Genomic DNA, 24,516 nt, shown 5'->3' with positions numbered 1-24,516 from the left:
TACAACAGTATCGTTTTTGGTACCGTGATGCCATGCAGTCCAGCGATGGATCCGCCGGTCCCCTCGCCGGCCTACGCGTCCTCGAACTCGCGGGACTCGGGCCGGCTCCGCACGCGGCCATGGTGCTGGCCGATCTCGGCGCCGACGTGGTGCGCGTCGAGCGGCCCTCCGGCCGAGCGCTGCGACTCGGCCCGGAAGACGCGACCGACATCATGCGGCGCGGCCGCCGGTCGGTCTTCGCCGATCTCAAGGAGTCCGAGGGGCGTGCGCTGGTACGGGCGCTGGCCGCCCGGGCCGATGTGCTGATCGAGGGCCTCCGGCCGGGCGTCGCCGAGCGCCTGGGCGTCGGCCCCGAGGACTGCGGCAAGGGCAATCCGGGGCTCGTCTACGCACGCGTCACCGGCTGGGGTCAGGACGGCCCGCTCGCCCAGGACCCCGGGCACGACCTGAACTACATCGGTCTCACCGGGCTGCTCCATGCGATGGGCCGAGCCGGTGATCCCCCGCCCCCGCCGCTCAATCTGGTCGGAGATTTCGGCGGTGGGTCCATGCTCCTGGTCATCGGCGTCCTGGCCGCGCTCTGGGAGCGCTCACGCTCCGGAGCCGGGCAGGTCGTGGACTCCGCCATGGTCGACGGGACCGCCCTGCTGGGCCAGATGACATACGCGCTGCGCGGCATGGGCGAGTGGTCGGACGAACGGGGCGCCAACCTCCTCGACGGGGCCGCCCCCTTCTACGACACCTACGAGTGCGGCGACGGCAAGTACGTGGCCGTCGCCGCACTCGAACCGCAGTTTTTCGCGGCGCTGCTGGAAGGACTGGGCATCGCCGGGGCCCACCTGTCCGCCCAGGGCGACCGCGGCGGCTGGCCCGCGCTGCGCGCCCGGTTCGCGCGGCGGTTCGCCTCCCGTACGCGCGACGAGTGGGCCGCGCACTTCGCCGGCACGGACGCGTGCGTCACCCCCGTGCTGACGTTCGCGGAGGCGGGAGCGCATCCGCATGTGGTGGCCCGGAGCACCCTCATCGAGGTCGACGGCATCCTCCAGGCCGCCCCCGCCCCGCGCTTCTCGCGCACACCCAACCGGCGGCCCTCGGCCCCGGGCGCGCCGGGCGCCGACACCGAGTCGGTGCTGCGGGACTGGGGTGCCGGCTCACCGGCCGCCACCCCCGCGGTCAGGGCGAGACCGCGTGCACGATGAGCGACGCCAACTCGGCGTACGCCTCCGCGTCGCTCAGCCCCGTGCGCGCGGACACCTCGCCGCGCTGGATCTCCTGCATGGTGGCGGCGACGACCTCGCCCACGAAGGCCGCGTGGACGTCACGGAACGCGCCGGCGGCGACGCCGTCAGCGATCAGCTGTCGGATCCGGCCCGCGGCCAGGCGGGTGTTGGCCTCGTACACCTCGCGGGCCGGTTCGAATCCGGCCATGTCGTCGAGGAATCTCCGGGACAGCGGCCTCAACTGCTGGGCGACCGCGTTCAGGTAGACCGCCACACGCTCCGCGGGCGCGGAGGTGTCCGCCACCTGCTTCTCGATCGCCTCGGCCGCGCTCCGGAAGTAGTGCTTCACGGCCTCGCGGACCAACTCCTGCTTGCTGCCCGCCAGTTGGTACAACGTCGTCTTCGAGCAGCGCAGCCGCTCGGTCAGCTCGTCGAGCGTGAACGAGGCGAAACCTTCCGCCGCCAGCAGGGCGACCAACCGTTCGAGCAGGTCGGTCTGGCGCGCTGTGCGACGTGTGGACGGCATGACCTCAGCGTAGCCGTTCCCCTCTGCTCGGCAGGAGGTGCTGTCAGCGGGCGGTCCAGCCACCGTCGACGACGACCGTCTGCCCGGTGACATAGCTTCCGGCGTCGCCGACGAGCCACAGGACCGCGCCGACGATGTCGTCGGCGGTCCCCTCCTTGGGCAGCGGGGTGTTGCGGCGCAGGTACTCGGCGGCGCGCTCACCCTCGTAGAGCGGGCCGGTGATCTCGCTGCGGAAGAAGCCGGGGGCGACGGTGTTCACCCGGATCGAATGCCGCGCCCACTGCACCGCGAGTTCGGCGCTCAGGCCGGACAGGCCCGCCTTGCTCGCCGCGTACGAGGCCTGCGGGATGCCGGGGATGCCGACCCGGCCGCTGATCGACGAGATGTTGACGATCGCGCCGCGGCCGAGGGCGCGCATGTGGGGGAAGACGGCCTGCGCGAGCAGCAACGGGGCCAGCAGGTTGAGGTCCACGGTCCGGCGTACGGCGTCGAGCGGTTCGGACTCGGCGCGCTCGGTCGTGAACATGTTCCCTGCGGCGTTGACGAGGATCTCCGGCGGCCCCAGTTTCTCGACGACCGTGGGCACCACGGACCCGATCCGGTCGAGGTCGGAGAGATCGCAGGGGACGGCGAGGCCGCCGATTCCCTGGGGGAGCGCGGCCAGCCGGTCGTGGCGGCGGGCCACCACGGCGACCCGGGCGCCGAGCGAGGCGAGTGCGTGCGCCACCGCCGCTCGATGCCGCGGGTGTCCCCGCCGGTGTGTTCAACCTCGTCCAGGGCGACGGCCCCGGCGTGGGGGTGCCGCTCGCCGGCCACGCGGACGTCGACATGATCTCCTTCACCGGTTCGACGCGCGCGGGCATCGACATCGCGAGGAACGCCGCGCCCACGGTGAAGAGGGTGACCCAGGAACTGGGCGGCAAGAGCCCCTGATGGGGCCGGTGGTCTCGGGCGCCCAGTTCGAGAAGATCCAGGCGCTGATCCAGAAGGGCATCGACGAGGGCGCCACCCTGGTGGCCGGCGGCACGGGACGCCCGGACGGGCTGGAGAAGGGCTACTACGTGAAGCCCACCGTCTTCGCCCGGGTCACGAACGACATGACCGTCGCCCGCGAGGAGATCTTCGGGCCGGTGGTGACGATCCTCGGCTACGACAGTGTCGACCACGCCGTCGAGATCGCGAACGACACGGAGTACGGCCTCGCCGGCTTTGTGGCGGGTGCGGACCTGGAGACGGCGCGTGCCGTGGCGCGTCGCATCCGGGCGGGATGGGTCGCGATCAACGACGCGTTCGACTTCGGCTGTCCGTTCGGCGGGTACAAGAAGAGCGGCAACGGGCGGGAGTGGGGCGAGTTCGGCCTCCACGACTACCTGGAGACCAAGGGCATTCTCGGCTAGGGGGTGATCCGAACGACACCCCCCACGTGCCTGAGGCGGCCTCGCCGTGCTGACGAGGCCGCCTCACGGAGCGGACATCCGGGTGCCGGCGGATGCGGCGGTGGTGCCGGGCGGGTCAGGCGCCGCAGGAGCGCAGGAACTTGCGGGTGCGGACGGCGATCGGGAGCGGCTTGTCCGGCTCGCAGGGGTACATGTCCTGCTCGACGATGGCGAACAGGTCCACGCCCAGACGCTGGGCGGCCACCAGCACCGGCTCCAACTCCGGCACGCCGGACGGGGGTTCGCACATCACACCGCGCTGCACGGCGGGACCGAACGGCACCTCGTTCTTGACGACGTCGGCGAGGATCGCCGGGTCGACCTGCTTGAGGTGCAGATAGCCGATGCGCTCGCCGTACGTCTCGATGAGCTTGACGCTGTCGCCGCCGCAGTAGGCGTAGTGCCCGGTGTCCAGACACAGGTTGACCAGGTCGGAGTCGGTGGAGTCGAGGAAGCGCTCGACGTGGTCCTCGGTGTCGATGTGCGTGTCCGCGTGCGGATGGACGACGATGTCGAGGCCGTACGTCTCCTTGACCTCGTGGCCCAGCCGTTCCATGCCCTTGGTCAGGTGGGCCCACTGCTCGGCGGTCAGCTCCGGCGGCTCGATGATCTCGGCGGTCTTGTCGTCCCGCCAGAAGGAGGGGATGACCACCAGATGCTTCGCGCCCATGGCCTGGGTGAGCGCGGCGACCTCGCTGACGTGTTCCCAGGTGGCGTCCCAGACGGAAGGGCCGCGGTGCAGCCCGGTGAAGACCGTACCGGCCGACACCTTCAGGTCGCGCTTGTCGATCTCGGCGGTGAGCCGGGCCGGGTCGCTCGGCAGATAGCCGTAGGGGCCGAGTTCGATCCAGGAGTAGCCCGCCTCGGACACCTCGTCCAGGAAGCGTTCCCAGGGCACCTGCTGGGGGTCGTCGGGGAACCAGACGCCCCAGGAGTCCGGCGCGGAGCCGACCCGGATGCGGTCCAGGGGAGCGGTCATGTCAGGAGGTCCCTTCGGGAGTGGCCGCCGCGGGTGCTTTGAGGTCCTCCGCTTCGGGGAGTTCGTCGACGTCGACGCCTCGGACCTGGGCCAGTTCGTGCTTGAGGGCGGCGAGTTCGGCTCCGCCCGCCATGTGGTTGGTCAGCTCTTCCAGGCTGACCTCGCTGCGGGCGGCGCTGAGTTCCATGGTGCCCAGGCGCAGGACGCTGAAGTGGTCGCCGACCATGTAGGCGTGGTGCGGGTTGTGGGTGATGAAGATGACGCCGAGGCCGCGGTCGCGGGCGGCGGCGATGTACTTCAGGACCACGCCGGACTGCTTGACGCCGAGGGCGGCGGTCGGCTCGTCCAGGATCAGCACGCGGGCGCCGAAGTAGACGGCGCGGGCGATGGCCACCGACTGGCGCTGGCCGCCGGAGAGGGTGCCGATGGGCTGGTCGAGGTCGTCGAGGACGATGCCCATGTTGCGCAGTTCCTGGTCCGCGGTCTTCTTCATGCGGTCGATGTCGAGACGCTGGATCGGCCAGGGGCCCTTGGTCATCTCGGAGCCGAGGAAGAAGTTGCGCCAGACCGGCATGAGGGGGACGGTGGCAAGGTCCTGGTAGACGGTGGCGATGCCCTTGTCGAGAGCCTCGCGCGGGGTGGAGAAGCGCACCGGGGCGCCGTCGACGAGGAATTCGCCCTCGGTGTGCTGGTGCAGCCCCGAGATGATCTTGATGAGGGTGGACTTGCCGGCGCCGTTGTCGCCGAGGACGCAGGTCACCTGGCCGGGGTGGACGGCGAGGGAGACTCCGTGCAGGGCACGGATGTTGCCGTAGGCCTTCCCGGCGCCGCGCAGTTCGACGATCGGGGCGGTGCCGTCCTTTGGCGGAGCGTCCGGGAGGATGGCGCCGGCGGGTCCGGATCCGTTGGTTGTCATGGGTCGGTTCACCTCCGGGTCGCCGCGCGGCGGACCCACAGATTGATGAGCGTGGCGCCGAGCAGCATCACGCCGAGGAAGGCCTTGAACCAGTCGGGGTTCCAGCCCGCGTACACGATGCCCTGGTTGACCATGCCGAACATGAAGGCGCCGAAGACCGGTCCGATCGCGGAGCCGTAGCCGCCGGTGAGCAGACAGCCGCCGATCACCGCCGCGGCGATGTAGATGAGTTCCTGGCCGACGCCCTCGCCGGACTGCACGGTGTTGAAGGAGAACAGCTGGTGCATGCCGATGAACCAGGCGCCGAAGCCGACCATCATGAAGAGCGTGATCTTGGTGAAGGTGACCGGTACGCCGACCGCGCGGGCGCTGTCCTGGTTGCCGCCGACGGCGAAGATCCAGTTGCCGTACTTGGTGCGCAGCAGGACCCAGGTGGCGATCGCGGCGAAGACCAGCCACCACACGATGGTGATCTTCACCTGGACGCCGCCGACGTCGAAGGAGGAGGCGAAGACCTTCTTGGCCTGGTCGAAGCCGTCCATGGTGCTGATGTCGTCGGTCGCGACGTTCCCGGTGATCAGCTTGGTCACCGCGAGGTTGACGCCTTGCAGGATCAGGAACGTGCCGAGAGTGACCAGGAAGCTCGGTAGCCCGGTGCGGACCATCATCCAGCCGTTGAACGCGCCGACCGCCAGCGAGACGATGAGCGCGACGATCACGCCCACCCAGACGTTCATGGTCAGTTGGTAGCTGATCATGCTCGCGGTGAGCGCCGAGGTGATCACGGCGACACCGGCCGACAGGTCGAACTCGCCGCCGATCATCAGCAGGGCCACGGGCAGTGCCATGATCCCGATCGTCGACGACTGGTAGAGCACGGTCGCCATCGAGCTGCCGGAGCGCACCGACGGCGCCGCGATCAGGAAGAAGACGAACACCGCCACGGCGCCGAGGAAGACGCCGACCTCGGGCCGGGCGAGCAGGCGCAGCGTCAGGGAGCGCTGCGCGGTCCGCCCGTCGGTCTCCTTGGGGCCGGGGGCCGGCGGTGTGGTCACCGCCGGCTCGGCCTGCTGGGCCATGCTCATCACCGGGTGCCCTTCGCGGCGAACTGGGCGACGGCGTCGACGTTGGACTTGTCGACGAAGGCCGGGCCCGTCAGGATCGGCTGCTCACCGCCGCCGCTGTAGTTGCCGTTCGTCTTGTAGAGCCACAGCGAGTCGACGGCCAAGTAGCCCTGGAGGTAGGGCTGCTGGTCGACCGCGAACTGGATCGTGCCCTTGCTGATGGCGCCGGTCAGGTCCTTGTTGAGGTCGAACGTGGCGATCTTCGCCTTGCTGCCGGCGTCGCCCACCGACTGCACCGCGGTCAGGGCGTACGGGGCGCCGAGGGTGACGACGTAGTCGATGGCGCTGTCCTGCTTGAGCTTGGCGGTGATCGTCGACTTCACGGACGGCATGTCGGTGCCGTTGACGTACAGGGTCTCCGTCTTGCCGCTGAAGGTCTTCTTCACTCCGTCACAGCGCTGGGTGAGTCCGATGTTGCCCTGCTCCTGGATCACACAGACGGCCTTCTTCGCGCCTTCCGAGTTCAGCCTCTTGCCCAGCGCCTCACCCGCCACCGTCTCGTCCTGGCCGAAGAACTCCATCAGGCCGAGCTTCTGCCAGTCGCTGACGCCCGAGTTGAGGCCGACCACGGGGATCTTGGCCGACGTCGCCTTGCTCACGACGTCCTTCATGGCGTCCGGCTTGGCGAGGGTGATCGCGATGCCGTCGACCTTCTGGTCGATGGCGTTCTGGACCAGGTTGGCCTGGTTGCCCGCGTTCGGGTCGGCGGAGTAGATCAGCTTGACGTTGTCCTTGGCCGCGGCGGCCTCGGCACCCTTGCGGACGATGTCCCAGAACGTGTCGCCGGGCGCCTGGTGGGTGACCAGCGCGACTGTCATGCGGGGCGTGCTGGCCTTGCCGGCCGACACCGCCGACCCGCTCTCCTCCGCCTTCTTTCCGCCGGAGCTGCTGGAACAGCCGGCTATCAGCAGCACGGATGCCGCCGCGGTCGCGACGAGGGGGGCGATTCTGCGGGTACGGGGGTGAAACGTGCGGTCCATCTTTCCAGCACCTCACTGTGCGACAGGGGAAAGGGAACGGGACGGCGCCGGGGCGCTGGGCCCGTGCGGTGCCCGGACAGGATGTCCGGGTCGATGCGGGTGACTCGGCTGCTTCGTTGGGACGGGATACAAGTCCCTGACGCACCCCCCTGTCAATACTTTGTTAAGACATCATTTCCTGAGCAGGTCCGAATGTCAGTACAAAGTCTTGACAGGGGAGGGCCGTGGGTCCTACACCTAAAAGGCACCGGGCGCCCCGTTGCCCGCATCCCACGCATCAGGAGCGTCACGCATGCCTGAGTCCGCTGAATCCTTCGACGCCGAATCCCTCGACGTCATCACCATGGGACGCATCGGCGTCGATCTGTATCCCCTGCAGACGGGGGTGCCGCTCGCGCAGGTCGAGTCCTTCGGGAAGTTCCTCGGCGGCTCGGCGGCCAACGTCGCGGTGGCCGCCGCACGCCTGGGCCGGTCCACCGCGGTGATCACCCGCACCGGACAGGACCCCTTCGGCACGTATCTCCACCAGGCGCTCAAGGAGTTCGGCGTCGACGACCGCTGGGTCACACCCGTCGACGCCTACCCCACGCCGATCACGTTCTGCGAGATCTTCCCGCCGGACGACTTCCCGCTCTACTTCTACCGGCGGCCCAAGGCACCCGACCTGGAGATCCGGACCGACGAGCTGGACTTCTTCGCGATCCGCGCGGCCCACATCTTCTGGATCACCGGCACCGGCCTGAGCGAGGAGCCCAGCCGCTCCGCCACGCTCGCCGCGCTGAAGACGCGCGCCAAGTCCGGCACCACCGTCTTCGACCTCGACTGGCGGCCCATGTTCTGGTCCGACCCGGACGAGGCACGCCCGTACTACGCCGAGGCGCTGCGGCACTCCACCGTCGCCGTCGGCAACCTCGACGAGTGCGAGATCGCCACCGGCGTACGCGAACCCCGCGCCTGCGCCGAAGCCCTGCTGGCGGCCGGTGTCGAACTCGCCGTCGTCAAACAGGGCCCCAAGGGAGTCCTGGCCGTCCACCGCGACGGCACCGTCGCCGAGGTCCCGCCGGTCCCGGTGGAGGTCGTCAACGGCCTCGGTGCCGGAGACGCGTTCGGCGGCTCGCTCTGCCACGGTCTGCTGTCCGGCTGGGAACTGGAGAAGACCATCAGGTACGCCAACGCGGCCGGCGCGCTCGTCGCCTCCCGTCTCGCCTGCTCCTCCGCGATGCCCACCGAGTCCGAGGTCGAGGGCCTCCTCGCGCGCGGCTGACCGCCGCCACCCCCTGAACGGAGCCTGTCTTGAGCATCAGCATCCCCGACCTCGCCACGGTGCGCGCCCGGCATCCGGAGGCCATCGCCGAAGCGGCCGCCCGCCGGGTCCGCCGCCCGCTGATCGGCGACAGCGGCCGCCTGATGATCGTGGCCGCGGACCACCCCGCGCGCGGCGCGCTCGGCGTCGGCGGGCACCGCCTGGCCATGGCCAACCGCGCCGACCTCCTCGAACGACTCTGCGTCGCGCTGGCCCGGCCCGGGGTGGACGGGGTGCTCGCCACCGCCGACATCCTGGAGGACCTGCTGCTCCTGGGCGTTCTGGAGAACAAGGTCGTGATGGGCTCCATGAACCGCGGCGGCCTGTCCGGCGCGTCCTTCGAGATGGACGACCGTTTCACCGGCCACCGCGCCGAGGACATCGAGCGGCTGCGCTTCGACGCCGGAAAGCTGCTGGTGCGCATCGACTACGACGACCCGGGCTCCCTGGAGACCCTGCACACCACCGCGCGCGCCATCGACGACATGGCCGCCCGCCGACTGCCGCTGTTCGTCGAGCCTTTCATATCCCGCAGGGTGGACGGCAAGGTCCGCAACGACCTGAGCGCCGAGGCCGTCACCCGGTCCATAGCCATCGCCTCCGGCCTCGGTGGCACCTCGGCGTACACCTGGCTCAAGCTCCCGGTCACCGACGACCCCGACGACATGGCGGGGGTGCTGGAGGCCTCCACCCTGCCCGCCGTCCTGCTCGGCGGCGAGGTCGGCGGCGACCAGGAGGGCGCGTACGAGAGATGGCGCAAGGCCCTGCGGCTGCCCACCGTCCAGGGCATGGTCGTGGGCCGCTCGCTGCTCTACCCCGCCGAGGGCAGCGTGGAGACCGCGGTGGACACCGCGGTCGGCCTGCTCTGACTCCCACCCACCCGCCCGCGCCGACTCACCGACTCCCGAAGGCCCGCTCTGATTCCCGTAGAGGAGCCCCTCCCGATGACCACCACGCACCATCTGCCCGCGGGCAAGGCCGCCGCCGACGTCTATGCCGTGGACGTCACTCCCGAGTCGGCCGGCTGGGGCCACTCCAGCCTGCGGGTGCTCGAACTGCCCGCCGGCGGCTGGCACGCCTTCGACACCGGCGACAGCGAGTGGATCGTGCTCCCGCTCTCGGGCGGCTGCACCGTCGCGGTCGGCGGCGACACGTTCCGGCTCGCCGGGCGCGAGAGCGTCTTCAGCGGGGTGAGCGACTTCGCGTACGTGCCCCGCGACGCCCAGGTCTCGATCGCCTCGCGCGACGGCGGCCGGTTCGCGCTCACCGGCGCCCGCTGCGCCCGCCGGCTGCCCGCCCGCTATGGGCCCGCCTCCACCGTCCCCGTCGAACTGCGCGGCACCGGCAGCTGCTCCCGCCAGGTCAACAACTTCGGCGCGGCAGGGGTCTTCGAGTGCGACAAGCTGATCGCCGTCGAGGTGATCACCCCCGGTGGCAACTGGTCCTCCTTCCCGCCGCACAAGCACGACGAGCACCGGCCCGGCGAGGAGTCCGAACTCGAGGAGATCTACTACTTCGAGTTCGCCCCTCATGAGGGCACACCCGGCCTCGGCTACCAGCGCGTCTCGCCCTCGGGTCACGGCTCCCACACCGATGTGCTGGCCGAGGTGCGCGACGGCGACGTCGTCCTCATCCCCGACGGCTGGCACGGACCGTCCATGGCCGTGCCCGGCCACGACATGTACTACCTCAACGTCATGGCGGGCCCCGGCACCGACCGCGCCTGGCTGATCTGCGACCACCCCGACCACGCCTGGATCCGCGACACCTGGCCGGAGCGGCCGGTCGACCCCCGCCTGCCCCTCTACACCGCCCCCGAGAGGTCCTGATGAGCACCACCACCCGTCGTCTGACGACAGCCCAGGCTCTGGTGCGCTTCCTGTCCGCGCAGTACAGCGAGCGCGACGGCGTACGCCACCGGCTGATCGCCGGCACCTGGGGCATCTTCGGCCACGGCAATGTGGCGGGCATCGGCCAGGCACTCCTGGAGGCCGGCGAGGACGCCATGCCCTTCCACCAGGGCCGCAACGAACAGTCCATGGTGCACGCGGCGGTCGGCTACGCCCGCCAGCTCAACCGCCTCTCCACGCAGGCCGTGACCACGTCCATCGGCCCCGGCGCCACCAACCTCGTCACCGGCGCCGCCCTCGCGACGATCAACCGCCTGCCCGTGCTGCTGCTGCCCGGCGACTACTTCGCGACGCGCTCCGCCGACCCGCTGCTCCAGCAGCTGGAACACCCCGTCGAGGCGGATGTCTCCGTCAACGACACACTGCGCCCGGTCTCCCGCTACTTCGACCGGATCACCCGCCCGGAGATGCTGATCCCGGCCGCGCTGAACGCGATGCGGGTGCTGGCCGACCCGGCCGACACCGGCGCCGTCACCCTCGCCCTGCCGCAGGACGTGCAGGCGGAGGCGTACGACTGGCCGGAGGAGTTCTTCGCCGAGCGCGTCTGGCGCGTACGTAGGCCCGCCCCCGATCCGTTGGAACTCGCCGAAGCCGTACGGGCGATCCGCGCCGCCGAGCGCCCCCTGATCGTCGCCGGCGGGGGAGTGCACCACAGCGAGGCCGAGGCGGCGCTCAAGGCCCTGGCCGACGCCACCGGCATCCCGGTCGCCTCCACCCAGGCGGGCAAGGGCTCCCTGCGTCACGACCACCCCGCCGACCTCGGCGGCATCGGCCACACCGGCACCGCGGTCAGCGACGACATCGCCCGCACCGCCGACCTGATCATCGGGGTCGGCACCCGCTACACCGACTTCACCACCGCCTCGAACACGCTGTTCCAGCAGCCGGGCGTGCGGTTCGTCAACCTCAACATCACCGCCTTCGACGCCCACAAGCTCGCCGCCCGGCCGCTGGTCGCGGACGCGCGGACGGGGCTCGACGCGCTGACGGAGGGGCTGTCCGGCCACCGGGTCGACGCGGCGTACGAGGCCGAGTACCGCGCGGGCAAGGCGCGTTGGGAGGAGGTCGTCGAGGCCGCCTACCGGGCGGAGGACTCCGCCGTGCCCACCCAGACGCAGGTCCTCGGCGCCCTGGACGCCGTCGTCGGCGACGACGACGTGGTCATCAACGCGGCCGGCTCACTCCCCGGTGACCTGCACAAGCTGTGGCGGGCGCGCGGCCCGCGCCAGTACCACCTGGAGTACGGCTACTCCTGCATGGGCTACGAGATCCCGGCCGGCATCGGCGTCCAGCAGGCGGCCCCCGGCACGCCCGTCTGGTCGCTGGTCGGCGACGGCACCTACCTGATGATGCCCACCGAGATCGTCACCGCCGTCCAGGAGGGCCTGCCCGTCAACCTGGTCCTGATCCAGAACCACGGCTACGCCTCCATCGGCGGCCTCTCCGAGGAGGTCGGAGGCGAGCGCTTCGGCACCGCCTACCGCTACCGCGCCGCCGACGGCACGTTCTCCGGAGCCCCGCTCCCGGTGGACCTCGCCGCCAACGCCGCCAGCCTCGGCATGGACGTCATCCGCGCCAAGACCGTACGGGAACTGCGGGACGCCCTGGCCGCGGCACGCGCCTCGGACCGGCCGACCTGCGTCTACGTCGAGACCGACCCGACGCCCACCGCTCCGCCCGCCGAGGCCTGGTGGGACGTACCTGTCGCCGAAGTCGCCTCCCGCGACGCCGCGTCCAGCGCCCGCGAACGGTACGACGGCCACGTCGCCGACCGCCGCCGCCACCTCTGATCCCGACCTCTTCGCCTGCCCCGCCACCGAAAGGCCCCCGCACCATGAAGACCATCAGCCACTGGATCGGCGGCAAGCCCGTCGAGTCCGCCTCCGGACGCTTCGGCCCCGTCTACAACCCGGCCACCGGCGCCCAGGAGAAGCAGGTCGGCTTCGCCTCGGTCGACGAGGTGGACGCCGCCGTTGCCAACGCCAAGTCGGCGTACGAGAGCTGGGGCAGCGCCTCGCTCGCCAAGCGCACGGCGATCCTCTTCAAGTACCGCGAACTGCTCGACGCACACCGAGACGAGATCGCCGAGCTGATCACCGCCGAGCACGGCAAGGTGCACTCGGACGCGCTCGGCGAGGTCGCCCGCGGCATGGAGATCGTCGAGCTGGCCTGCGGCATCGCGGACAAGCTCAAGGGCGAGCTGTCCACACAGGTCTCGACCCGGGTCGACGTCGCCTCGATCCGCCAGCCGCTCGGTGTCGTCGCCGGCATCACGCCGTTCAACTTCCCCGCCATGGTGCCGATGTGGATGTTCCCGCTCGCCATCGCCTGCGGCAACGCCTTCGTGCTCAAGCCGAGCGAGAAGGACCCGTCGGCCTCCTTCCGGCTCGCCGAGCTGGCCTCCGAGGCCGGGCTGCCGGACGGTGTGCTGAACATCGTGCAGGGCGACAAGGTCGCGGTGGACCGTCTCCTGGAGCACCCGGACGTCGTCGCGGTCTCCTTCGTCGGCTCCACGCCCATCGCCAAGTACATCCAGCTCAAGGGCGTCGAGCACGACAAGCGCGTACAGGCGCTGGGCGGTGCCAAGAACCACATGCTCGTCCTGCCCGACGCCGACCTGGACTTCGCCGCCGACCAGGCGATCAACGCCGCCTACGGCTCGGCCGGCGAGCGCTGCATGGCGGTCTCGGTCGTGGTCGCGGTCGGCGACACCGGCGACGAGCTGGTCGGCAAGATCGCCGAGCGGGCGAAGAACCTGCGCATCGGCCCCGGCGACGACCCCGCCTCCGAGATGGGCCCACTGATCACGCGCGAGCACCGCGACAAGGTGGCCTCGTACGTCGCGGGCGCGGCGGCCCAGGGCGCCGAGGTCGTCGTCGACGGCACCGGCTACTCCGTCGACGGCCACGAGGACGGCTTCTTCCTCGGTGTCTCGCTGCTCGACAGGGTCCCGGTGACGGCGGACGCGTACAAGGACGAGATCTTCGGCCCGGTGCTGTGCGTGGTGCGCGCCGACACCTACGACGACGCCATCAAGCTCATCAACGCCTCCCGTTGGGGCAACGGCACCGCGATCTTCACCCGGGACGGCGGCGCCGCCCGCCGATTCCAGCTGGAGGTCCAGGCGGGCATGGTCGGCATCAACGTGCCGATCCCGGTGCCGGTCGGCTACCACTCCTTCGGCGGCTGGAAGGACTCCCTCTTCGGCGACCTGCACATCTACGGCAACGACGGCATCGCGTTCTACACCCAGGGCAAGGTGATCACCACGCGGTGGCCCGACCCGGCCGACGCGGGCATCAACCTCGGCTTCCCCAGCCACTCCTGACTCGCAGTGGCGGCCGGCGCGGGGACAGAACCCTCGGTTCCCGCACCGGCCGTCCTCAGGACCGACCGTCAGGACGATGCGATGGCAAGGGTTCCCGTCCGCCGGACCGCCCGGACCCCACGAGCAGCGGCCGCGATGCCCGTGGGCCTGGACTTCGCGCTGGACCGCAACAGCCCGGTACCGCTCTACTACCAGCTCGCGCAACAGCTGGAGGCCGCGATCGAGCGCGGTGCGCTGAGCCCGGGCAGCCTGCTGGGCAACGAGGTCGAGCTCGCGGGCCGCCTCGGCCTGTCCCGCCCCACCGTCCGTCAGGGCATCCAGACCCTGGTCGACAAGGGGTTCCTGGTCCGCCGCCGGGGCGTGGGCACCCAGGTGGTGCACAGCCAGGTCAAACGCCCGCTGGAGCTCAGCAGCCTCTACGACGACCTGGAGAACGCCGGACAGCGCCCCACGACGCGGGTGCTGCACAACGCGGTCGAGCCCGCGTCCGCCGAGGTCGCGGCCGCCCTGGGCATCGCGGAGGGCGGCGCGGTGCACCGTGTGGAGCGGCTGCGCCTCACCCACGACCGGCCCGTGGCGGCCCTGTGCAACTACATCCCGGAAGGGCTGCTGGACGTCGCCACCGCCCGGCTGGAGTCGACCGGCCTGTACCGCATGATGCGTGCCGCCGGCATCACCCTGCACAGCGCCCGCCAGTCCGTGGGCGCCCGCTCCGCCACGGCGGAGGAGGCCGAGCGGCTGGACGAACCGGCGGGCGCCGCCCTGCTCACCATGCAGCGCACGGCCTACGACGACACCGGCCGCGCGGTCGAGTACGGCACCCACATCTACCGCTCCTCGCGGTATGCCTTCGAGTTCCAGCTGCTGCTCCGTACCTGAGCGCGCCGCGACCGACCGACGGGCGCCCGCCCGCCCGTCACTCCCCGGTGTCGCGGCGACGCCGGTGGCGGCCAGGTCGCCGCCCTTCCCGCCGAGCGGGCTCGCGGAGGAGGAGGGCGTGGCGGACGCGCCGCCGGCGGGTGGCGCACCGGACGCGCGGCCCGGGGGCGACGTACCGGACGTACCGACGGTGTGCGCCGGCGACGCCGACGCCTCGGCGGCGGTGGCCCGGGGCCGGGTGAACGCCAGCGCGCCGAAGATGCCGGGTGCGCCCTTCTTCCGGGTGTACGAGGTGCAGGGCACGTCTCCGCCCAGGCTCCACTTGGCGACGTACTGGGCGCCCTTGAGGAAACGGCTGTCGTCATAGCCGTACAGGTCGATGCCCTGGTTCCAGGCCATCTCGCAGGAGCCGTTGTGGTGCGCGAGGAAGTCCTCGCTCAGCGGGTGGAGGACGTCACCTTTACCGACTCTCGATGTGTGCGGGTGAACTCTGAACTGAGGTGATGCGTCGCGTAGATGTCCGTGACGGTTTTGAGTCGCCCGTCAAAGCAGCGGCTTTGCGCGTTGCCGGGTCGCTCACCACCGGTCAGGGCTGCGCGTCACGCCAACGGCCGGGTGAGTTTGGCGGCCACGGCGTCGAGGACCCAGTCCAGGCCGGTCGCGAAGGATTCCTCGGCGTCCACGTCCGTGCCGTCGTACACGGCCTTGGCCAGCGCCGGGAAGCGGCCCGTGGCCAACATCCTCGTCACATGCGGGCCGGAGGCGCGCTGCCAGTCGCGCTTGGACAGGCCCGTGGCGCGCTCGGCCCGCAGGTTCGCGATCTCGCGTCTGATCGCGCCAGTGAAGTAGGCGCTGACGGTCTCCACAGCGCGCATGACGGTGTCGACGTCGGCGAGGCCATCGAGGGCGGCCAGCTTGGCCTCGGTCACGGCGAGGCCGTTCGGACCCAGGGTCGGGCGGCCGCCGAGCAGGTCGGCCAGCCATTCGTGACGGAGAGCGGCCTGCCTGGTGCGGTGGGCGAGGACGCGCAGCGCCTCCCGCCAGTCACCGGGCTGCTCCTCGGGGAGAATCTCGGCCTGGACCTCGTCCACCATGAGGTCGAACAGCTCCTCCTTGGTGGAGATGAAGCCGTACAGCCGCATCGGGCCGGCGTTCAGCCGGGCGGCGACCTTGCGCAACGACACCGCCTCCAGCCCGCCCTCGTCGGCCAGCGCGATGGCGGCGGCGACGATCCGCTCCCGGTCGAGCGGCACGGGGCGATTCGGCTGCTCCGGCCGGTCCCACACAGTCATGGTCACACCGTTCTGTTGCGTCCCTTGCGATGCATCGTATTGGAGAAATACAGTGTATCGACATGAGACATCGTATCGCCGTAGTCGGGAGCGGCCCTGCCGGCCTCACCTTCGCCCGTGTCCTGCACCGCCATGGCTACCCCGTCACCGTCCTCGAACGCGATCCCGCCCCCGACGCCCGCCCCCCGGGCGGCACGCTGGACCTGCACGAAGGGCTGGGCCAGCTCGCGCTGGACAAAGCGGGGCTGCTGGCCGAGTTCCAGACGCTGTCCCGCCCCGAGGGACAGGCCATGCGCATCCTGGACACGGACGGGACCGTCCTGCGCGACTGGCAACCCCGTGCAGATGACCGGGCCAATCCCGAGATCGACCGCAGGCAACTCCGTGACCTGCTGCTCGGCCCTCTTGACGTCCAGTGGGGGCGGGGCGTGACGCACGTGGTGCCGGGGACCCGGGACGGCGTACTGGTCCATTTCACGGACGGGCGACAGGAGACATTCGACCTCGTGATCGGCGCGGACGGCGCATGGTCCCGGATCCGCCCGGCAGTCTCGTCGGCGACGCCGCACTACACCGGCGTCACCTCGGTCGAGACCTCCCTCGACGACGTCGACACCCGCCACCCCGACCTCGCCCGGTTGATCGGCGACGGTTCCATGGCTGTGTACGGCGTGAACCGAGCTCTCGTCGCCCAGCGCAACAGCGGCGGCCACGTCAAGGTGCACGCCCAGTTCCGCGCGCCGCTGGACTGGCACACGAACCTGGACCTGGCCGACGTCGAGGCCGTGCGATCGAGCCTGCTGGCTCTGTTCGACGGCTGGGCCGCTTCCGTCCTCGGCCTCCTCCGCCACGGCACCGCTTTCGTCCACCGCCCCCTCTACGTCCTGCCTGTGTCCCACACCTGGACCCACGTCCCCGGGGTGACGCTACTGGGCGACGCCGCCCATCTGATGCCCCCCTTGGGGGCGGGCGCGAACCTCGCGATGCTGGAAGGCGCCGAACTCGCCGAGTCGCTCACCACCGGCCCTGGAGACCTGGACGACACCGTCCGCGCCTTCGAGGAACAGATGTGGGCACGGGCCGGCAGGTGGGCGAAGATCACGACGGCCGGTCTGGAACGCCTCGTGAGCCCGGACCCCGCCGAAGCCCTCGCCCTCTTCGACCAAGTCCAGCCATCCTGAGCACCAGCACGATCAGCTCGCCAAGGCTTCGCGGGACAGTACGGCACCGCCGCGGTCCCTTCCGGCCGAACCACGGTTAGACGAACGCGTGGACGCCTGCACGGACGCCTGCACTGAACGCAGCCCTCGGCCCGCTACCGCGGAAATCCGGTCCGACCCTCCTCGCGGGCCTGTTCGAGAAGTCGGGCTTCGAGGTCGGCGATGCGCTTCTCGGCGAACCGCAGGTTGGTGCGGGCGCCTTCGAGTCGCTCCTGGAGTGAGCGGTGCTCTCGCGTCATCTGGTCCAGACGGCGCTTGAGGGAGGTGTTCTCGGTGCGGAGGGCTGGGGCGGAGTCCGCGGGGCACTCTGTTCAACTTCTCGGAGCTGGCCCATCAGTTCGCCGATCCGCTTGCGCTGGGTGAAGACGGTCTCCCGGCGAAGCTGAGTGACGGCCCTCTCGAGCTGGGTCAGTTTGTTGCGGGTCTGGCGGCGGCGAGCGGCGATCGCGGCCGCTGGGGGGTTGGCAGCGGATGTCATGCGGCGTCACCGTCTTCGATCTCCGCTGGCTCGGTGAGGTCTGCGGCTCGGAAAGCGGTGGACCAGACGCGGCCGAAGTAGTCCTGGGGGCGGCGGAGTTCGAGCGCGAGGGCCTCGTCCAGGAGGCCGACGGCTTCCAGTGCCCGTTCCAGGCCGGTGATCGCGCGGGCGGTGGGCTCGAAGACCTGGTGGAGGTAGTCGGCGGTCGCACTGTCGGGCGCGCGTTCGGCGAGCATGCGTCATTGCTCACGCTTGCGGTGCCAGTGGACGAGGTCGGCGCCCGACATCGCGAAGTTCTCGCAGCTGTGGAAGTTGAGACTGACGTGGTTCTTTAGCGCTCGGTGCCTGGGGATGCCTACGCACAGGAGACGCCGTGGAACGCGGCCGATAACAGAAGGGCGCCCTGCCGCCGTCCTTCATGGACGCGATGACGGATCCGGCCATCGCGACCTCCCTGTCAGGCCAGGGGCACCCACGTGCCCCGCTCGGCGGAGCGGGACATCGCGTCCAGCGCGGCCGCGCTGTGCACCGCGTCGGCCAGCGTCGCGCCGTACGGGGTGTTCTCGGCGATCGACCGCAGGAAGTGGTGGGCCTCGATGACCTTGAGATCGTCGTAGCCCATGCTGTTCGCGGAACCCGGCTGGAAGGCCGCGTACTCGCCGTCCCCGGGGCCGACGTACACCGTGCTGACGGGCTGGTCCTGGTACGACGTACCCCTGCTGACGCCCAGTTCGCCCATGCGCCGGAAGTCCCAGAGAACCGCGCCCTTGGTGCCGTGCACCTCGAAGCCGTAGTTGTTCTGCTCGCCGACCGAGACCCGGCAGGCCTCCAGTACGCCCCGCGCACCGGAGGCGAAGCGCAGCAGACAGTTGACGTAGTCCTCGTTCTCCACCGGGCCCAGTTCGCCGCCCGTCGCGCGGGTGTGACCGGCGGTGGCGCCGGTCGGGCGGGCCCGGCGAGGCAGGAAGATCGCGGTGTCGGCGGTCAGTGCCTCGATCTCGCCGAGGAGGAATCGCGCCAGGTCGACGCCGTGCGAGGCCAGGTCGCCGAGGACGCCGCTGCCGCCGCGCTCCCGCTCGTAGCGCCAGGTCAGAGCTCCCTCGGGATGGGCCGCGTAGTCGCTGAACAGCCGGATGCGGACATGGGTGACGGTGCCGATCTCGCCGGAGGCGATCAGTTCGCGGGCGGCGGCGACGGCGGGCGCATTGCGGTAGTTGAAGCCGACCGTGCCCTGGACCCCGGCCTTGGTGACCGCGTCCGACACGACTCGGGCGTCCTCGGCGGTCAGTCCCACCGGCTTCTCGATCCAGATGTGCTTGCCCGCCTCGGCCATGGCGAGGCCGATCTCGCGGTGCAGGAAGTTCGGCGCGGCGATGCTCACCGCCTCGACCCGGGGATCGGCGGCCACCTCGCGCCAGTCGCGGTGGGCGGCGGCGAAGCCGTACTGGGCCGCGGCCTCCTCCGCCCGGCCCGGCACCTCGTCGGCGACGGCGACCAGTTCGGGCCGCAGGGACAGCCCGGGGAAGTGGTGGGGCACGCGGGCGTACGCCTGGGTGTGCACCCGTCCCATCCAGCCGAACCCCACGACGGCAACGCCGAGCGTACGCACCATGACTGCCCCTCTTTGGACCGGTCCAATGACTTCCCGGCCTCACACTGAAGGCCCTTGCAGTGCGTGTCAAGCCCTTTGACAAGCTCGCCCGCCGTATGGAACGGTCCAGGAATGGAGCCACGCAGACCATGAGAGCACCGACGATTCGCGACGTCGCCGAGCGGGCCGGAGTGTCGAAGTCGCTGGTCTCCCTCGTGCTACGCGGCTCCGACCAGGTCCGTGACGAGAAGCGGCAGGCCGTGCTGGCCGCCGTCGAGGAGCTCGGCTACCGGACCAACGCCGCGGCGCGCAGCCTCAGCGAGCGGCGCACCCGTACGGTCGGGGTGCTCCTCAACGACATGCGCAACCCCTGGTTCGTGGAGCTGCTGGACGGTCTGAACTCCCGGCTGCACGACTCGGGCCTGCACATGCTGCTCGCCGACGGCCATCTCAACCGGCGGCTGGGCGAGGACCTCACCCGTACCTTCGTGGACCTGCGTGTCGACGGTCTGATCGCCGTCGGCACCCTGCCTGCAGCCGAGGCGCTGCGGACGGCGGCCGGGCAGATTCCCACCGTGGTCGCGGGCGCCCGGGAGCCCGAGCTGCCCGGTGTCGACGTCGTCGCCAACGACGACGAGCGCGGCGCCCGCCTGGCCACCGAACATCTCATCGGCCTCGGCCACCGCCGGATCGCGCACATCGCGGGGCGGGGGGTGGTCGGTGAGCTGCGCCGCCGCAGCTTCGAGACGGTCATGCGCGAGCACGGACTGGCCGCGGAGGCGGTCGTGGAGCAGGGCGATCTGACCGAGGAGGGCGGCTACCGTGCCACGGTCCGGCTGCTCAGCGCCCGTGAACGGCCCACCGCCGTCTTCGCGTTCAACGACATCGCCTGCGTCGGCGCCCTCTCGGCCGCCGAGGAACTCGGCCTCCAGGTGCCGCGCGACCTCTCCCTCGTCGGCTACGACAACACCTACCTCTCCCGGCTGCGGCACCTGTGGCTCACCACCGTGGACAGCGCCGGCCATGACGTCGGCCGCCGCGCCGCGCAGTGTCTCCTCGACCGGATCGCCGACCCCGCCCGCCCGGGCGAGGTCGTCCTCACCGCCCCGACCCTCGAGGTCCGCGGCACGACGGCGCCTGCGCGGGGTTAGGGCCCTTCGACTTCCTGCTCTCCGGCGCGAGCACCTCGGCACCTGCCCCGGACACGGCCACCGTCGTCATGGAACTCCCGCGACGTCCGCGCACCGGGGAGACTTGGCGATCGCGCCGGTCGGCCACGAACGCCGCAACTCCCCGACGAACGCGTGGCAGATGTCCCCGAACAACCGGGCCTTCTCGTCGAGGAGTTCGGCCGTGTGCGGGGAGTCGCCTGCCAGCTGGACCACCAGGCCGAGCTTGGCGGCCAGAACGCCCCGGACGCGCTCGGCGTGCGGGGCGCCGCACTCGGCCGCCGCCTCCCCGGCCCGGCCGAGCGCCCGCTCGTGCAGACGCCCGGCGAGCAGATGGAAGACGTCGTCCTTACCGCGGACGTACGGGTAGACCGCCGACCGGGACACGCCCATGGTGGAGGCGATGTCGTCCATCGTCGTGCGCCGTACGCCATACCTGGTCAGGCAGTCGTAGGCGGCGTCGAGGACCTCATCGAGCCGGTCAGCGGCCATGAGGGTCAGGCCAGCTTCTTCAGCAGCTCGACGGCCAGAGGGGCGGAGGACGCCGGGTTCTGGCCGGTGACCAGGTTGCGGTCGACGACCACCTTGGGGGCCCACGGCTCGCCCTCCTGGAAGTCGACGCCCACCTCGACGAGCCGGTCCTGGAGCAGCCACTTCGCCTTGTCGGCGAGACCGGCCTGCGTCTCCTCGGCGTTGGTGAACCCGGAGACCCGGTAGCCCGCGAAGGCGTTGGTGCCGTCCTCCTTCGTCGCGGCGAGCAGCGCGGCCGGGCCGTGGCACACGACACCGAGCGGCTTGCCCGACTCCAGTGCGAGGGTGAGCAGCCGGCCGGAGTCCGCGTCGACCGCCAGGTCCTCCATCGGTCCGTGGCCGCCGGGGTAGAAGACGGCCGCGTAGTCGGCGAGGTCGACCTCCGCCAGCTTGATCGGCCGCTGGAGCGCGGTCATCGACGCGAGGGCGTGCGCGACGCGGTCGGCGGCCTCCTGGCCACCGTTGACCTCGGGAGCCAGGCTCCCCTTGTCCACGGTCGGTACGACGCCGCCCGGCGTGGCGACGACGACCTCGTGGCCCGCGGCCTCGAACGCCTCGTACGGGGCGACGGCCTCCTCGGCCCAGAAGCCGCTCGGGTGGCGGGTGCCGTCGGCGAGCGTCCAGTGGTCGACGCCGGTGATCACGAAGAGAATCTTCGACATGGTGCGTTTCTCCGAGGGTTGCGAGGGGTCGTTCGTCCTCGACGCTATGCGGCTCTGGCATAGGTGACCAATAGGGAGTGCGGTCGGAGCCATAGGGAATCCAATGCCTGGACGTCGGACGTGACCCCAACTACTCTGTTCGTAACCTAATCAATTAGTTGAGTGAGAGGCGGGGCTCGGATGCACCCCTTCCGGAAGGCCGTAGAGGCGGGCGACCTCACCGCGATCGAGGAGATGCTGGCCGACGACGTGGTGTTCACCAGCCCCGTCGCCTTCAAGCCGTACCCGGGGAAGGCCATCACCGCGGCCATCCTGCGCGGCGTCTCCCGTGTCTTCACCGACTTCCGCTACGTACGCGAGATCGCTGGTGCCGACGGCCGTGACCACGCGCTCGTCTTCACGGCGACGGTGGGCGACAAGGAGCTCAACGGCTGCGACTTCCTGCACTTCGACGAGGACGGCAGGATCGACGACCTGATGGTGATGGTCCGCCCGCTCTCGGCGGCCCACGCGCTCTCCGAGGCGATGGGCGCCCAGTTCGAGCGGATCTCACGCGAGGCGGCGGAGGCGATGGGCGGCTAGGAGCCGTTCGCTCGCTTCAACTCGTGGGGTGTCACCCGTTGCTCGCCCGGGGGCAGTTCGTTGGGCTCGCGGTGCTCCCTGACCTCGTGGACCGGGCCGCTGTCGGGCAGTCGAGGCTGTTCCTCCGGGCGGGGCGGGGGCGGTTGTTGTTGCCGCTCGCGGCGGCCCCGCTGGACCCGGAGGGCGGCGCCTGAGGTGCGGGGTTTGACGGAGCTTCCCGCGGCTACCCGCCCGCGGTGACGACACTGACATCCCAGCAAGAACGTATTCGATTCCTCGAGGACCGCTTCGACTGTGCGCAGGCCTGCGCCGAGGCCGCCCGCGCCTGCGCGCTGCGGGCGAGCGCGGTGGATCCGGACGGGCCGAGGGAGCAGGAACTCGTACGGCGCAAAGGCCTTCTCTGTGTGGAGGTGTGCGACGCGACCTGTCGTGTGCTGGCGGAGGAGGCCCACCGGGACGCGGCCGGCATTCGGGTCCAGGTCGAATGGTGCCGTACCGTCTGCCGCGAGAGCGCGGACGTGTTCGACGAGCACCCCGGTGGGCAGGACAGCGCGAAGACCTGCCGGGAGTGTGCCCAGGCCTGCACGGACTTCCTGGCCACCCTGAGCCGCCCCTGAAGCACCACTCCGCAGGCGAGCACGGCCTCGTCGACGGACCGGAGCCGAGGTGCGGACGATGGCCCGCATACGATTCCCGCGTCGCGTTCGGGACGATCTCTCCTCCGCTTGAGAGCCTGGAAATCCACGTCACGGCGCTGCTCCCGCCGACCCTGGCCGCGCTCGGCGCACTCGATGGTGCCGACGGCAAGGTACTGGCCACGGCCACTCTCGCCCTGCTGCCCGAAGGGCTGTCGCCGCCCTCCGGCAACTCGATCGACCAGCTGGAGCGTCGAGCCGTCGCAGGAGGGGACGCCGTGTTCACCCTGCGCCCCGACCCCGACGGGCACGGGTACCAGCACTTCCAGGCCGAGTTCGACCGTGGTGTCCGGGAGTACGGCCGCCCGGTCGACGTCGCGGACGGGTTCCGCGGGTGAGTGTCCGCCGGGAGGGTCGCGGTCCGGGCGTCGGTGTCATCGGCATTCACAATTTCTGAAACACGTTCTACGGTGTGCGCCGTCAGGTCCGGCCTTGGGGAGCCAGGAGGCGCCGTGCATCTCGAATACACGCCAGAACAGCAGCGGCTGCGGATCGAACTGCGCGGCTACTTCGCCGAGTTGGTCCCCGACCACGCCTACGCCCGATACGACGACCCGGCCGCCCAGAAACGGTTCTACCGCGAGACGATCCGGCGGCTCGGCAGGGACGGCTGGCTCGGGGTGGGCTGGCCCGCGGAATACGGCGGGCGCGGGCTGACCCCCATGGAGCAGTTCATCTTCTTCGACGAGGCGGCCCAGGCGGGCGTACCGCTGCCCCTGATGGCGCTGAACACCGTCGGCCCGACGATCATGCGGTTCGGCACCGCGGAGCAGAAGGAGTACTTCCTTCCAAGGATCCTCTCCGGCGAGATCGACTTCGCGATCGGCTACAGCGAGCCCGACGCGGGCACGGATCTGGCCGCGCTCAAGACCAAGGCCGTACGGGACGGCGACACCTACGTCGTCAACGGGCAGAAGATCTGGACGACGAACGGCGACACCGCCGACTGGGTCTGGCTCGCCGTCCGCACCGACCCGGACGCCCCACCCCACAAGGGCATCACCATGCTCCTCGTGCCGACCTCCGACCCCGGCTACTCCTGCACCCTCATCAACACCCTCGCCTCCCACGACACCACCGCCAGCTACTACGAGAACATCCGCGTCCCCCTCTCGCGCCGGGTCGGCGAGGAGAACAAGGGCTGGCGGCTGATCACCAACCAGCTCAACCACGAACGCGTCACCCTCGCCGCACACGGCACCATGGCGATCCGCGCCCTGCACGACGTCCAGCGCTGGGCCATGGACACCAAGCTCGCCGACGGCCGCCGCGTCGCCGACCTCCCCTGGGTGCGCCGCCGCCTCGCCCAGACCCACACCAAACTTGACGCGATGAAACTCCTCAACTGGCAGATGGTGAACGCCGTCCAGGAGGGCACCCTCACCCCGCAGGACGCCTCCGCGGTCAAGGTGTACGGCTCCGAGGCCCGCCGGGACGCGTACGCCTGGCTCATGGAGATCGTCGCCGCGCCCGGCGTCCTCAAGGAGGGCTCCACGGGCGCCGTCCTGCACGGAGAGCTGGAACGCGGCTACCGCTCGGCGGTCATCTTCACCTTCGGCGGCGGGAACAACGAGATCCAGCGCGAAATCATCTCGTGGATCGGACTGGGGATGCCGCGGGTCCGGCGCTAGCCTGACGAGGTGGACGCGCTTCGCTCAGGTGACCAGGGGCTGTTCGGTTCCTCCTCGGTGACCT

Annotated in this window: 29 protein-coding genes; 16 read left to right on the top strand and 13 right to left on the bottom strand. The window is 70.7% G+C overall.

Features of this window, described 5'->3' with window-relative positions; genetic code table 11:
* Window positions 1-32 precede the first annotated feature (32 nt).
* Complete coding sequence (locus AQJ27_RS35520) at window positions 33-1,199, top strand: CaiB/BaiF CoA transferase family protein (protein WP_067377826.1); 1,167 nt, start codon at window positions 33-35, stop codon at window positions 1,197-1,199.
* Here the strand turns inward: AQJ27_RS35520 and AQJ27_RS35515 are convergent.
* Window positions 1,174-1,746: a TetR/AcrR family transcriptional regulator gene (locus tag AQJ27_RS35515; RefSeq protein ID WP_067377823.1), complete on the bottom strand. Its 573-nt coding sequence runs from the start codon at window positions 1,744-1,746 to the stop codon at window positions 1,174-1,176. The genes AQJ27_RS35520 and AQJ27_RS35515 overlap by 26 nt on opposite strands.
* A 43-nt stretch (window positions 1,747-1,789) precedes the next feature.
* Window positions 1,790-2,473 carry an SDR family NAD(P)-dependent oxidoreductase gene (locus AQJ27_RS35510; protein WP_079065479.1) on the bottom strand — a complete coding sequence of 228 codons (684 nt, stop codon included), beginning with the start codon at window positions 2,471-2,473 and terminating at the stop codon, window positions 1,790-1,792.
* Here AQJ27_RS35510 and AQJ27_RS59025 point away from each other — a divergent pair.
* Entirely contained in the window at window positions 2,461-2,679 is a 219-nt protein-coding gene (locus AQJ27_RS59025; RefSeq protein WP_235613699.1) for an aldehyde dehydrogenase family protein, read from the top strand. The two genes, AQJ27_RS35510 and AQJ27_RS59025, sit on opposite strands and share 13 nt — an antisense overlap.
* A complete protein-coding gene (locus AQJ27_RS35505; protein WP_067377820.1) occupies window positions 2,679-3,143 on the top strand; it encodes an aldehyde dehydrogenase family protein in 465 nt (154 codons plus the stop codon). Before AQJ27_RS59025 ends, AQJ27_RS35505 begins: the two co-directional genes overlap by 1 nt.
* 115 nt (window positions 3,144-3,258) lie before the next feature.
* On the opposite strand, the gene AQJ27_RS35500 is transcribed toward AQJ27_RS35505, so the two are convergent.
* The 4 genes from AQJ27_RS35500 to AQJ27_RS35485 are packed head-to-tail and all read right to left on the bottom strand — an operon-like array spanning window position 3,259 to window position 7,181.
* Window positions 3,259-4,161 (bottom strand): sugar phosphate isomerase/epimerase family protein, encoded by a 903-nt coding sequence (locus AQJ27_RS35500; RefSeq protein WP_060899598.1) that lies wholly within the window; start codon window positions 4,159-4,161, stop codon window positions 3,259-3,261.
* A 1-nt stretch (window position 4,162) separates the two neighbouring features.
* Window positions 4,163-5,077, bottom strand: a complete 915-nt coding sequence (locus tag AQJ27_RS35495) for an ATP-binding cassette domain-containing protein (protein WP_067377942.1) — start codon at window positions 5,075-5,077, stop codon at window positions 4,163-4,165.
* 8 nt (window positions 5,078-5,085) lie between these two features.
* Window positions 5,086-6,162, bottom strand: coding sequence for an ABC transporter permease (locus AQJ27_RS35490; RefSeq protein ID WP_067377818.1), 1,077 nt, complete (start codon window positions 6,160-6,162; stop codon window positions 5,086-5,088).
* On the bottom strand, window positions 6,162-7,181 hold the full coding sequence (locus AQJ27_RS35485; RefSeq protein WP_067377815.1) for a sugar ABC transporter substrate-binding protein: 1,020 nt from the start codon (window positions 7,179-7,181) through the stop codon (window positions 6,162-6,164). The genes AQJ27_RS35490 and AQJ27_RS35485 overlap by 1 nt, the downstream gene beginning before the upstream one ends.
* Window positions 7,182-7,473: 292 nt before the next feature.
* Here AQJ27_RS35485 and iolC point away from each other — a divergent pair, with 292 nt between their 5' ends.
* The 7 genes from iolC (at window position 7,474) to AQJ27_RS60890 (ending at window position 14,968) form a co-directional block, all read left to right on the top strand.
* Window positions 7,474-8,445 (top strand): 5-dehydro-2-deoxygluconokinase, encoded by a 972-nt coding sequence (gene iolC, locus AQJ27_RS35480; RefSeq protein WP_067377812.1) that lies wholly within the window; start codon window positions 7,474-7,476, stop codon window positions 8,443-8,445.
* Between the two features lie 29 nt (window positions 8,446-8,474).
* A complete protein-coding gene (locus AQJ27_RS35475) occupies window positions 8,475-9,353 on the top strand; it encodes a Cgl0159 family (beta/alpha)8-fold protein (RefSeq protein ID WP_067377809.1) in 879 nt (292 codons plus the stop codon).
* A 75-nt stretch (window positions 9,354-9,428) separates the two neighbouring features.
* Entirely contained in the window at window positions 9,429-10,313 is an 885-nt protein-coding gene (iolB, locus tag AQJ27_RS35470; RefSeq protein ID WP_067377806.1) for a 5-deoxy-glucuronate isomerase, read from the top strand.
* Window positions 10,313-12,184, top strand: coding sequence for a 3D-(3,5/4)-trihydroxycyclohexane-1,2-dione acylhydrolase (decyclizing) (gene iolD / locus AQJ27_RS35465; RefSeq protein WP_067377804.1), 1,872 nt, complete (start codon window positions 10,313-10,315; stop codon window positions 12,182-12,184). Before iolB ends, iolD begins: the two co-directional genes overlap by 1 nt.
* 44 nt (window positions 12,185-12,228) lie before the next feature.
* Window positions 12,229-13,722, top strand: coding sequence for a CoA-acylating methylmalonate-semialdehyde dehydrogenase (locus tag AQJ27_RS35460; protein ID WP_067377802.1), 1,494 nt, complete (start codon window positions 12,229-12,231; stop codon window positions 13,720-13,722).
* Window positions 13,723-13,857: 135 nt separating this feature from the next.
* A complete protein-coding gene (locus tag AQJ27_RS35455; RefSeq protein WP_067377799.1) occupies window positions 13,858-14,601 on the top strand; it encodes a GntR family transcriptional regulator in 744 nt (247 codons plus the stop codon).
* 118 nt (window positions 14,602-14,719) lie between these two features.
* Window positions 14,720-14,968: a hypothetical protein gene (locus AQJ27_RS60890; RefSeq protein ID WP_067377796.1), complete on the top strand. Its 249-nt coding sequence runs from the start codon at window positions 14,720-14,722 to the stop codon at window positions 14,966-14,968.
* 232 nt (window positions 14,969-15,200) lie between these two features.
* On the opposite strand, the gene AQJ27_RS35445 is transcribed toward AQJ27_RS60890, so the two are convergent.
* The gene (locus AQJ27_RS35445) at window positions 15,201-15,893 is read right to left on the bottom strand and encodes a TetR/AcrR family transcriptional regulator (RefSeq protein ID WP_067377939.1); all 693 of its coding nucleotides are present in this window, start codon (window positions 15,891-15,893) and stop codon (window positions 15,201-15,203) included.
* A 62-nt stretch (window positions 15,894-15,955) separates the two neighbouring features.
* Between AQJ27_RS35445 and AQJ27_RS35440 the strand changes: the two genes are divergently transcribed.
* Entirely contained in the window at window positions 15,956-17,074 is a 1,119-nt protein-coding gene (locus tag AQJ27_RS35440) for an FAD-dependent oxidoreductase (protein ID WP_067377793.1), read from the top strand.
* Between the two features lie 134 nt (window positions 17,075-17,208).
* On the opposite strand, the gene AQJ27_RS56600 is transcribed toward AQJ27_RS35440, so the two are convergent.
* The 3 genes from AQJ27_RS56600 to AQJ27_RS35430 all read right to left on the bottom strand — a co-directional run bounded on the left by AQJ27_RS56600 (window position 17,209) and on the right by AQJ27_RS35430 (window position 19,203).
* Window positions 17,209-17,352, bottom strand: a complete 144-nt coding sequence (locus tag AQJ27_RS56600; RefSeq protein ID WP_159064453.1) for a hypothetical protein — start codon at window positions 17,350-17,352, stop codon at window positions 17,209-17,211.
* Between the two features lie 235 nt (window positions 17,353-17,587).
* A complete protein-coding gene (locus tag AQJ27_RS35435; protein WP_067377789.1) occupies window positions 17,588-17,827 on the bottom strand; it encodes a hypothetical protein in 240 nt (79 codons plus the stop codon).
* 221 nt (window positions 17,828-18,048) lie between these two features.
* Window positions 18,049-19,203: a Gfo/Idh/MocA family protein gene (locus tag AQJ27_RS35430; protein ID WP_067377786.1), complete on the bottom strand. Its 1,155-nt coding sequence runs from the start codon at window positions 19,201-19,203 to the stop codon at window positions 18,049-18,051.
* A 128-nt stretch (window positions 19,204-19,331) separates the two neighbouring features.
* Between AQJ27_RS35430 and AQJ27_RS35425 the strand changes: the two genes are divergently transcribed.
* Window positions 19,332-20,333 (top strand): LacI family DNA-binding transcriptional regulator, encoded by a 1,002-nt coding sequence (locus tag AQJ27_RS35425; RefSeq protein ID WP_067377783.1) that lies wholly within the window; start codon window positions 19,332-19,334, stop codon window positions 20,331-20,333.
* Window positions 20,334-20,399: 66 nt separating this feature from the next.
* Here AQJ27_RS35425 and AQJ27_RS35420 read toward each other — a convergent pair whose 3' ends face one another.
* Both AQJ27_RS35420 and AQJ27_RS35415 read right to left on the bottom strand, forming a co-directional pair.
* The gene (locus tag AQJ27_RS35420) at window positions 20,400-20,843 is read right to left on the bottom strand and encodes a TetR/AcrR family transcriptional regulator (protein ID WP_079065473.1); all 444 of its coding nucleotides are present in this window, start codon (window positions 20,841-20,843) and stop codon (window positions 20,400-20,402) included.
* A gap of 5 nt (window positions 20,844-20,848) precedes the next feature.
* On the bottom strand, window positions 20,849-21,544 hold the full coding sequence (locus AQJ27_RS35415) for a type 1 glutamine amidotransferase domain-containing protein (RefSeq protein ID WP_067377780.1): 696 nt from the start codon (window positions 21,542-21,544) through the stop codon (window positions 20,849-20,851).
* A 180-nt stretch (window positions 21,545-21,724) separates the two neighbouring features.
* Here AQJ27_RS35415 and AQJ27_RS35410 point away from each other — a divergent pair, with 180 nt between their 5' ends.
* Window positions 21,725-22,126 carry a nuclear transport factor 2 family protein gene (locus tag AQJ27_RS35410; protein WP_067377777.1) on the top strand — a complete coding sequence of 134 codons (402 nt, stop codon included), beginning with the start codon at window positions 21,725-21,727 and terminating at the stop codon, window positions 22,124-22,126.
* Here AQJ27_RS35410 and AQJ27_RS60535 read toward each other — a convergent pair.
* Window positions 22,123-22,386, bottom strand: coding sequence for a DUF6479 family protein (locus AQJ27_RS60535; protein WP_341866117.1), 264 nt, complete (start codon window positions 22,384-22,386; stop codon window positions 22,123-22,125). The two genes, AQJ27_RS35410 and AQJ27_RS60535, sit on opposite strands and share 4 nt — an antisense overlap.
* On the opposite strand from AQJ27_RS60535, the gene AQJ27_RS35405 reads away from it, so the two are divergent.
* From AQJ27_RS35405 to AQJ27_RS35395, 3 genes are all read left to right on the top strand, one after another.
* Complete coding sequence (locus AQJ27_RS35405) at window positions 22,363-22,743, top strand: four-helix bundle copper-binding protein (protein WP_067377774.1); 381 nt, start codon at window positions 22,363-22,365, stop codon at window positions 22,741-22,743. The genes AQJ27_RS60535 and AQJ27_RS35405 overlap by 24 nt on opposite strands.
* Window positions 22,695-23,159, top strand: coding sequence for a hypothetical protein (locus tag AQJ27_RS35400; RefSeq protein ID WP_067377771.1), 465 nt, complete (start codon window positions 22,695-22,697; stop codon window positions 23,157-23,159). Before AQJ27_RS35405 ends, AQJ27_RS35400 begins: the two co-directional genes overlap by 49 nt.
* 114 nt (window positions 23,160-23,273) lie before the next feature.
* Entirely contained in the window at window positions 23,274-24,452 is a 1,179-nt protein-coding gene (locus AQJ27_RS35395) for an acyl-CoA dehydrogenase family protein (protein ID WP_067377766.1), read from the top strand.
* Window positions 24,453-24,516: the final 64 nt, after the last annotated feature.

It is taken from the genome of Streptomyces olivochromogenes (assembly GCF_001514115.1).
Lineage (GTDB): Bacteria > Actinomycetota > Actinomycetes > Streptomycetales > Streptomycetaceae > Streptomyces > Streptomyces olivochromogenes.
Note: the sequence above shows the minus strand (reverse complement) of the source record. Positions and strands in the feature narration are given on the sequence as shown.

Bases quoted from the DNA above. Each gene is read 5' to 3' on its own strand.
- AQJ27_RS35520 (WP_067377826.1), top strand. From the start codon at position 33: ATGCAGTCCAGCGATGGATCCGCCGGTCCCCTCGCCGGCCTACGCGTC.
- AQJ27_RS35515 (WP_067377823.1), bottom strand. From the start codon at position 1,746: ATGCCGTCCACACGTCGCACAGCGCGCCAGACCGACCTGCTCGAACGG.
- AQJ27_RS35505 (WP_067377820.1), top strand. From the start codon at position 2,679: ATGGGGCCGGTGGTCTCGGGCGCCCAGTTCGAGAAGATCCAGGCGCTG.
- AQJ27_RS35500 (WP_060899598.1), bottom strand. From the start codon at position 4,161: ATGACCGCTCCCCTGGACCGCATCCGGGTCGGCTCCGCGCCGGACTCC.
- AQJ27_RS35495 (WP_067377942.1), bottom strand. From the start codon at position 5,077: ATGACAACCAACGGATCCGGACCCGCCGGCGCCATCCTCCCGGACGCT.
- AQJ27_RS35490 (WP_067377818.1), bottom strand. From the start codon at position 6,162: ATGAGCATGGCCCAGCAGGCCGAGCCGGCGGTGACCACACCGCCGGCC.
- AQJ27_RS35485 (WP_067377815.1), bottom strand. From the start codon at position 7,181: ATGGACCGCACGTTTCACCCCCGTACCCGCAGAATCGCCCCCCTCGTC.
- iolC (WP_067377812.1), top strand. From the start codon at position 7,474: ATGCCTGAGTCCGCTGAATCCTTCGACGCCGAATCCCTCGACGTCATC.
- iolB (WP_067377806.1), top strand. From the start codon at position 9,429: ATGACCACCACGCACCATCTGCCCGCGGGCAAGGCCGCCGCCGACGTC.
- iolD (WP_067377804.1), top strand. From the start codon at position 10,313: ATGAGCACCACCACCCGTCGTCTGACGACAGCCCAGGCTCTGGTGCGC.
- AQJ27_RS35460 (WP_067377802.1), top strand. From the start codon at position 12,229: ATGAAGACCATCAGCCACTGGATCGGCGGCAAGCCCGTCGAGTCCGCC.
- AQJ27_RS35455 (WP_067377799.1), top strand. From the start codon at position 13,858: ATGCCCGTGGGCCTGGACTTCGCGCTGGACCGCAACAGCCCGGTACCG.
- AQJ27_RS35445 (WP_067377939.1), bottom strand. From the start codon at position 15,893: ATGACTGTGTGGGACCGGCCGGAGCAGCCGAATCGCCCCGTGCCGCTC.
- AQJ27_RS35440 (WP_067377793.1), top strand. From the start codon at position 15,956: ATGAGACATCGTATCGCCGTAGTCGGGAGCGGCCCTGCCGGCCTCACC.
- AQJ27_RS56600 (WP_159064453.1), bottom strand. From the start codon at position 17,352: ATGACGCGAGAGCACCGCTCACTCCAGGAGCGACTCGAAGGCGCCCGC.
- AQJ27_RS35435 (WP_067377789.1), bottom strand. From the start codon at position 17,827: ATGCTCGCCGAACGCGCGCCCGACAGTGCGACCGCCGACTACCTCCAC.
- AQJ27_RS35430 (WP_067377786.1), bottom strand. From the start codon at position 19,203: ATGGTGCGTACGCTCGGCGTTGCCGTCGTGGGGTTCGGCTGGATGGGA.
- AQJ27_RS35425 (WP_067377783.1), top strand. From the start codon at position 19,332: ATGAGAGCACCGACGATTCGCGACGTCGCCGAGCGGGCCGGAGTGTCG.
- AQJ27_RS35420 (WP_079065473.1), bottom strand. From the start codon at position 20,843: ATGGCCGCTGACCGGCTCGATGAGGTCCTCGACGCCGCCTACGACTGC.
- AQJ27_RS35415 (WP_067377780.1), bottom strand. From the start codon at position 21,544: ATGTCGAAGATTCTCTTCGTGATCACCGGCGTCGACCACTGGACGCTC.
- AQJ27_RS35410 (WP_067377777.1), top strand. From the start codon at position 21,725: ATGCACCCCTTCCGGAAGGCCGTAGAGGCGGGCGACCTCACCGCGATC.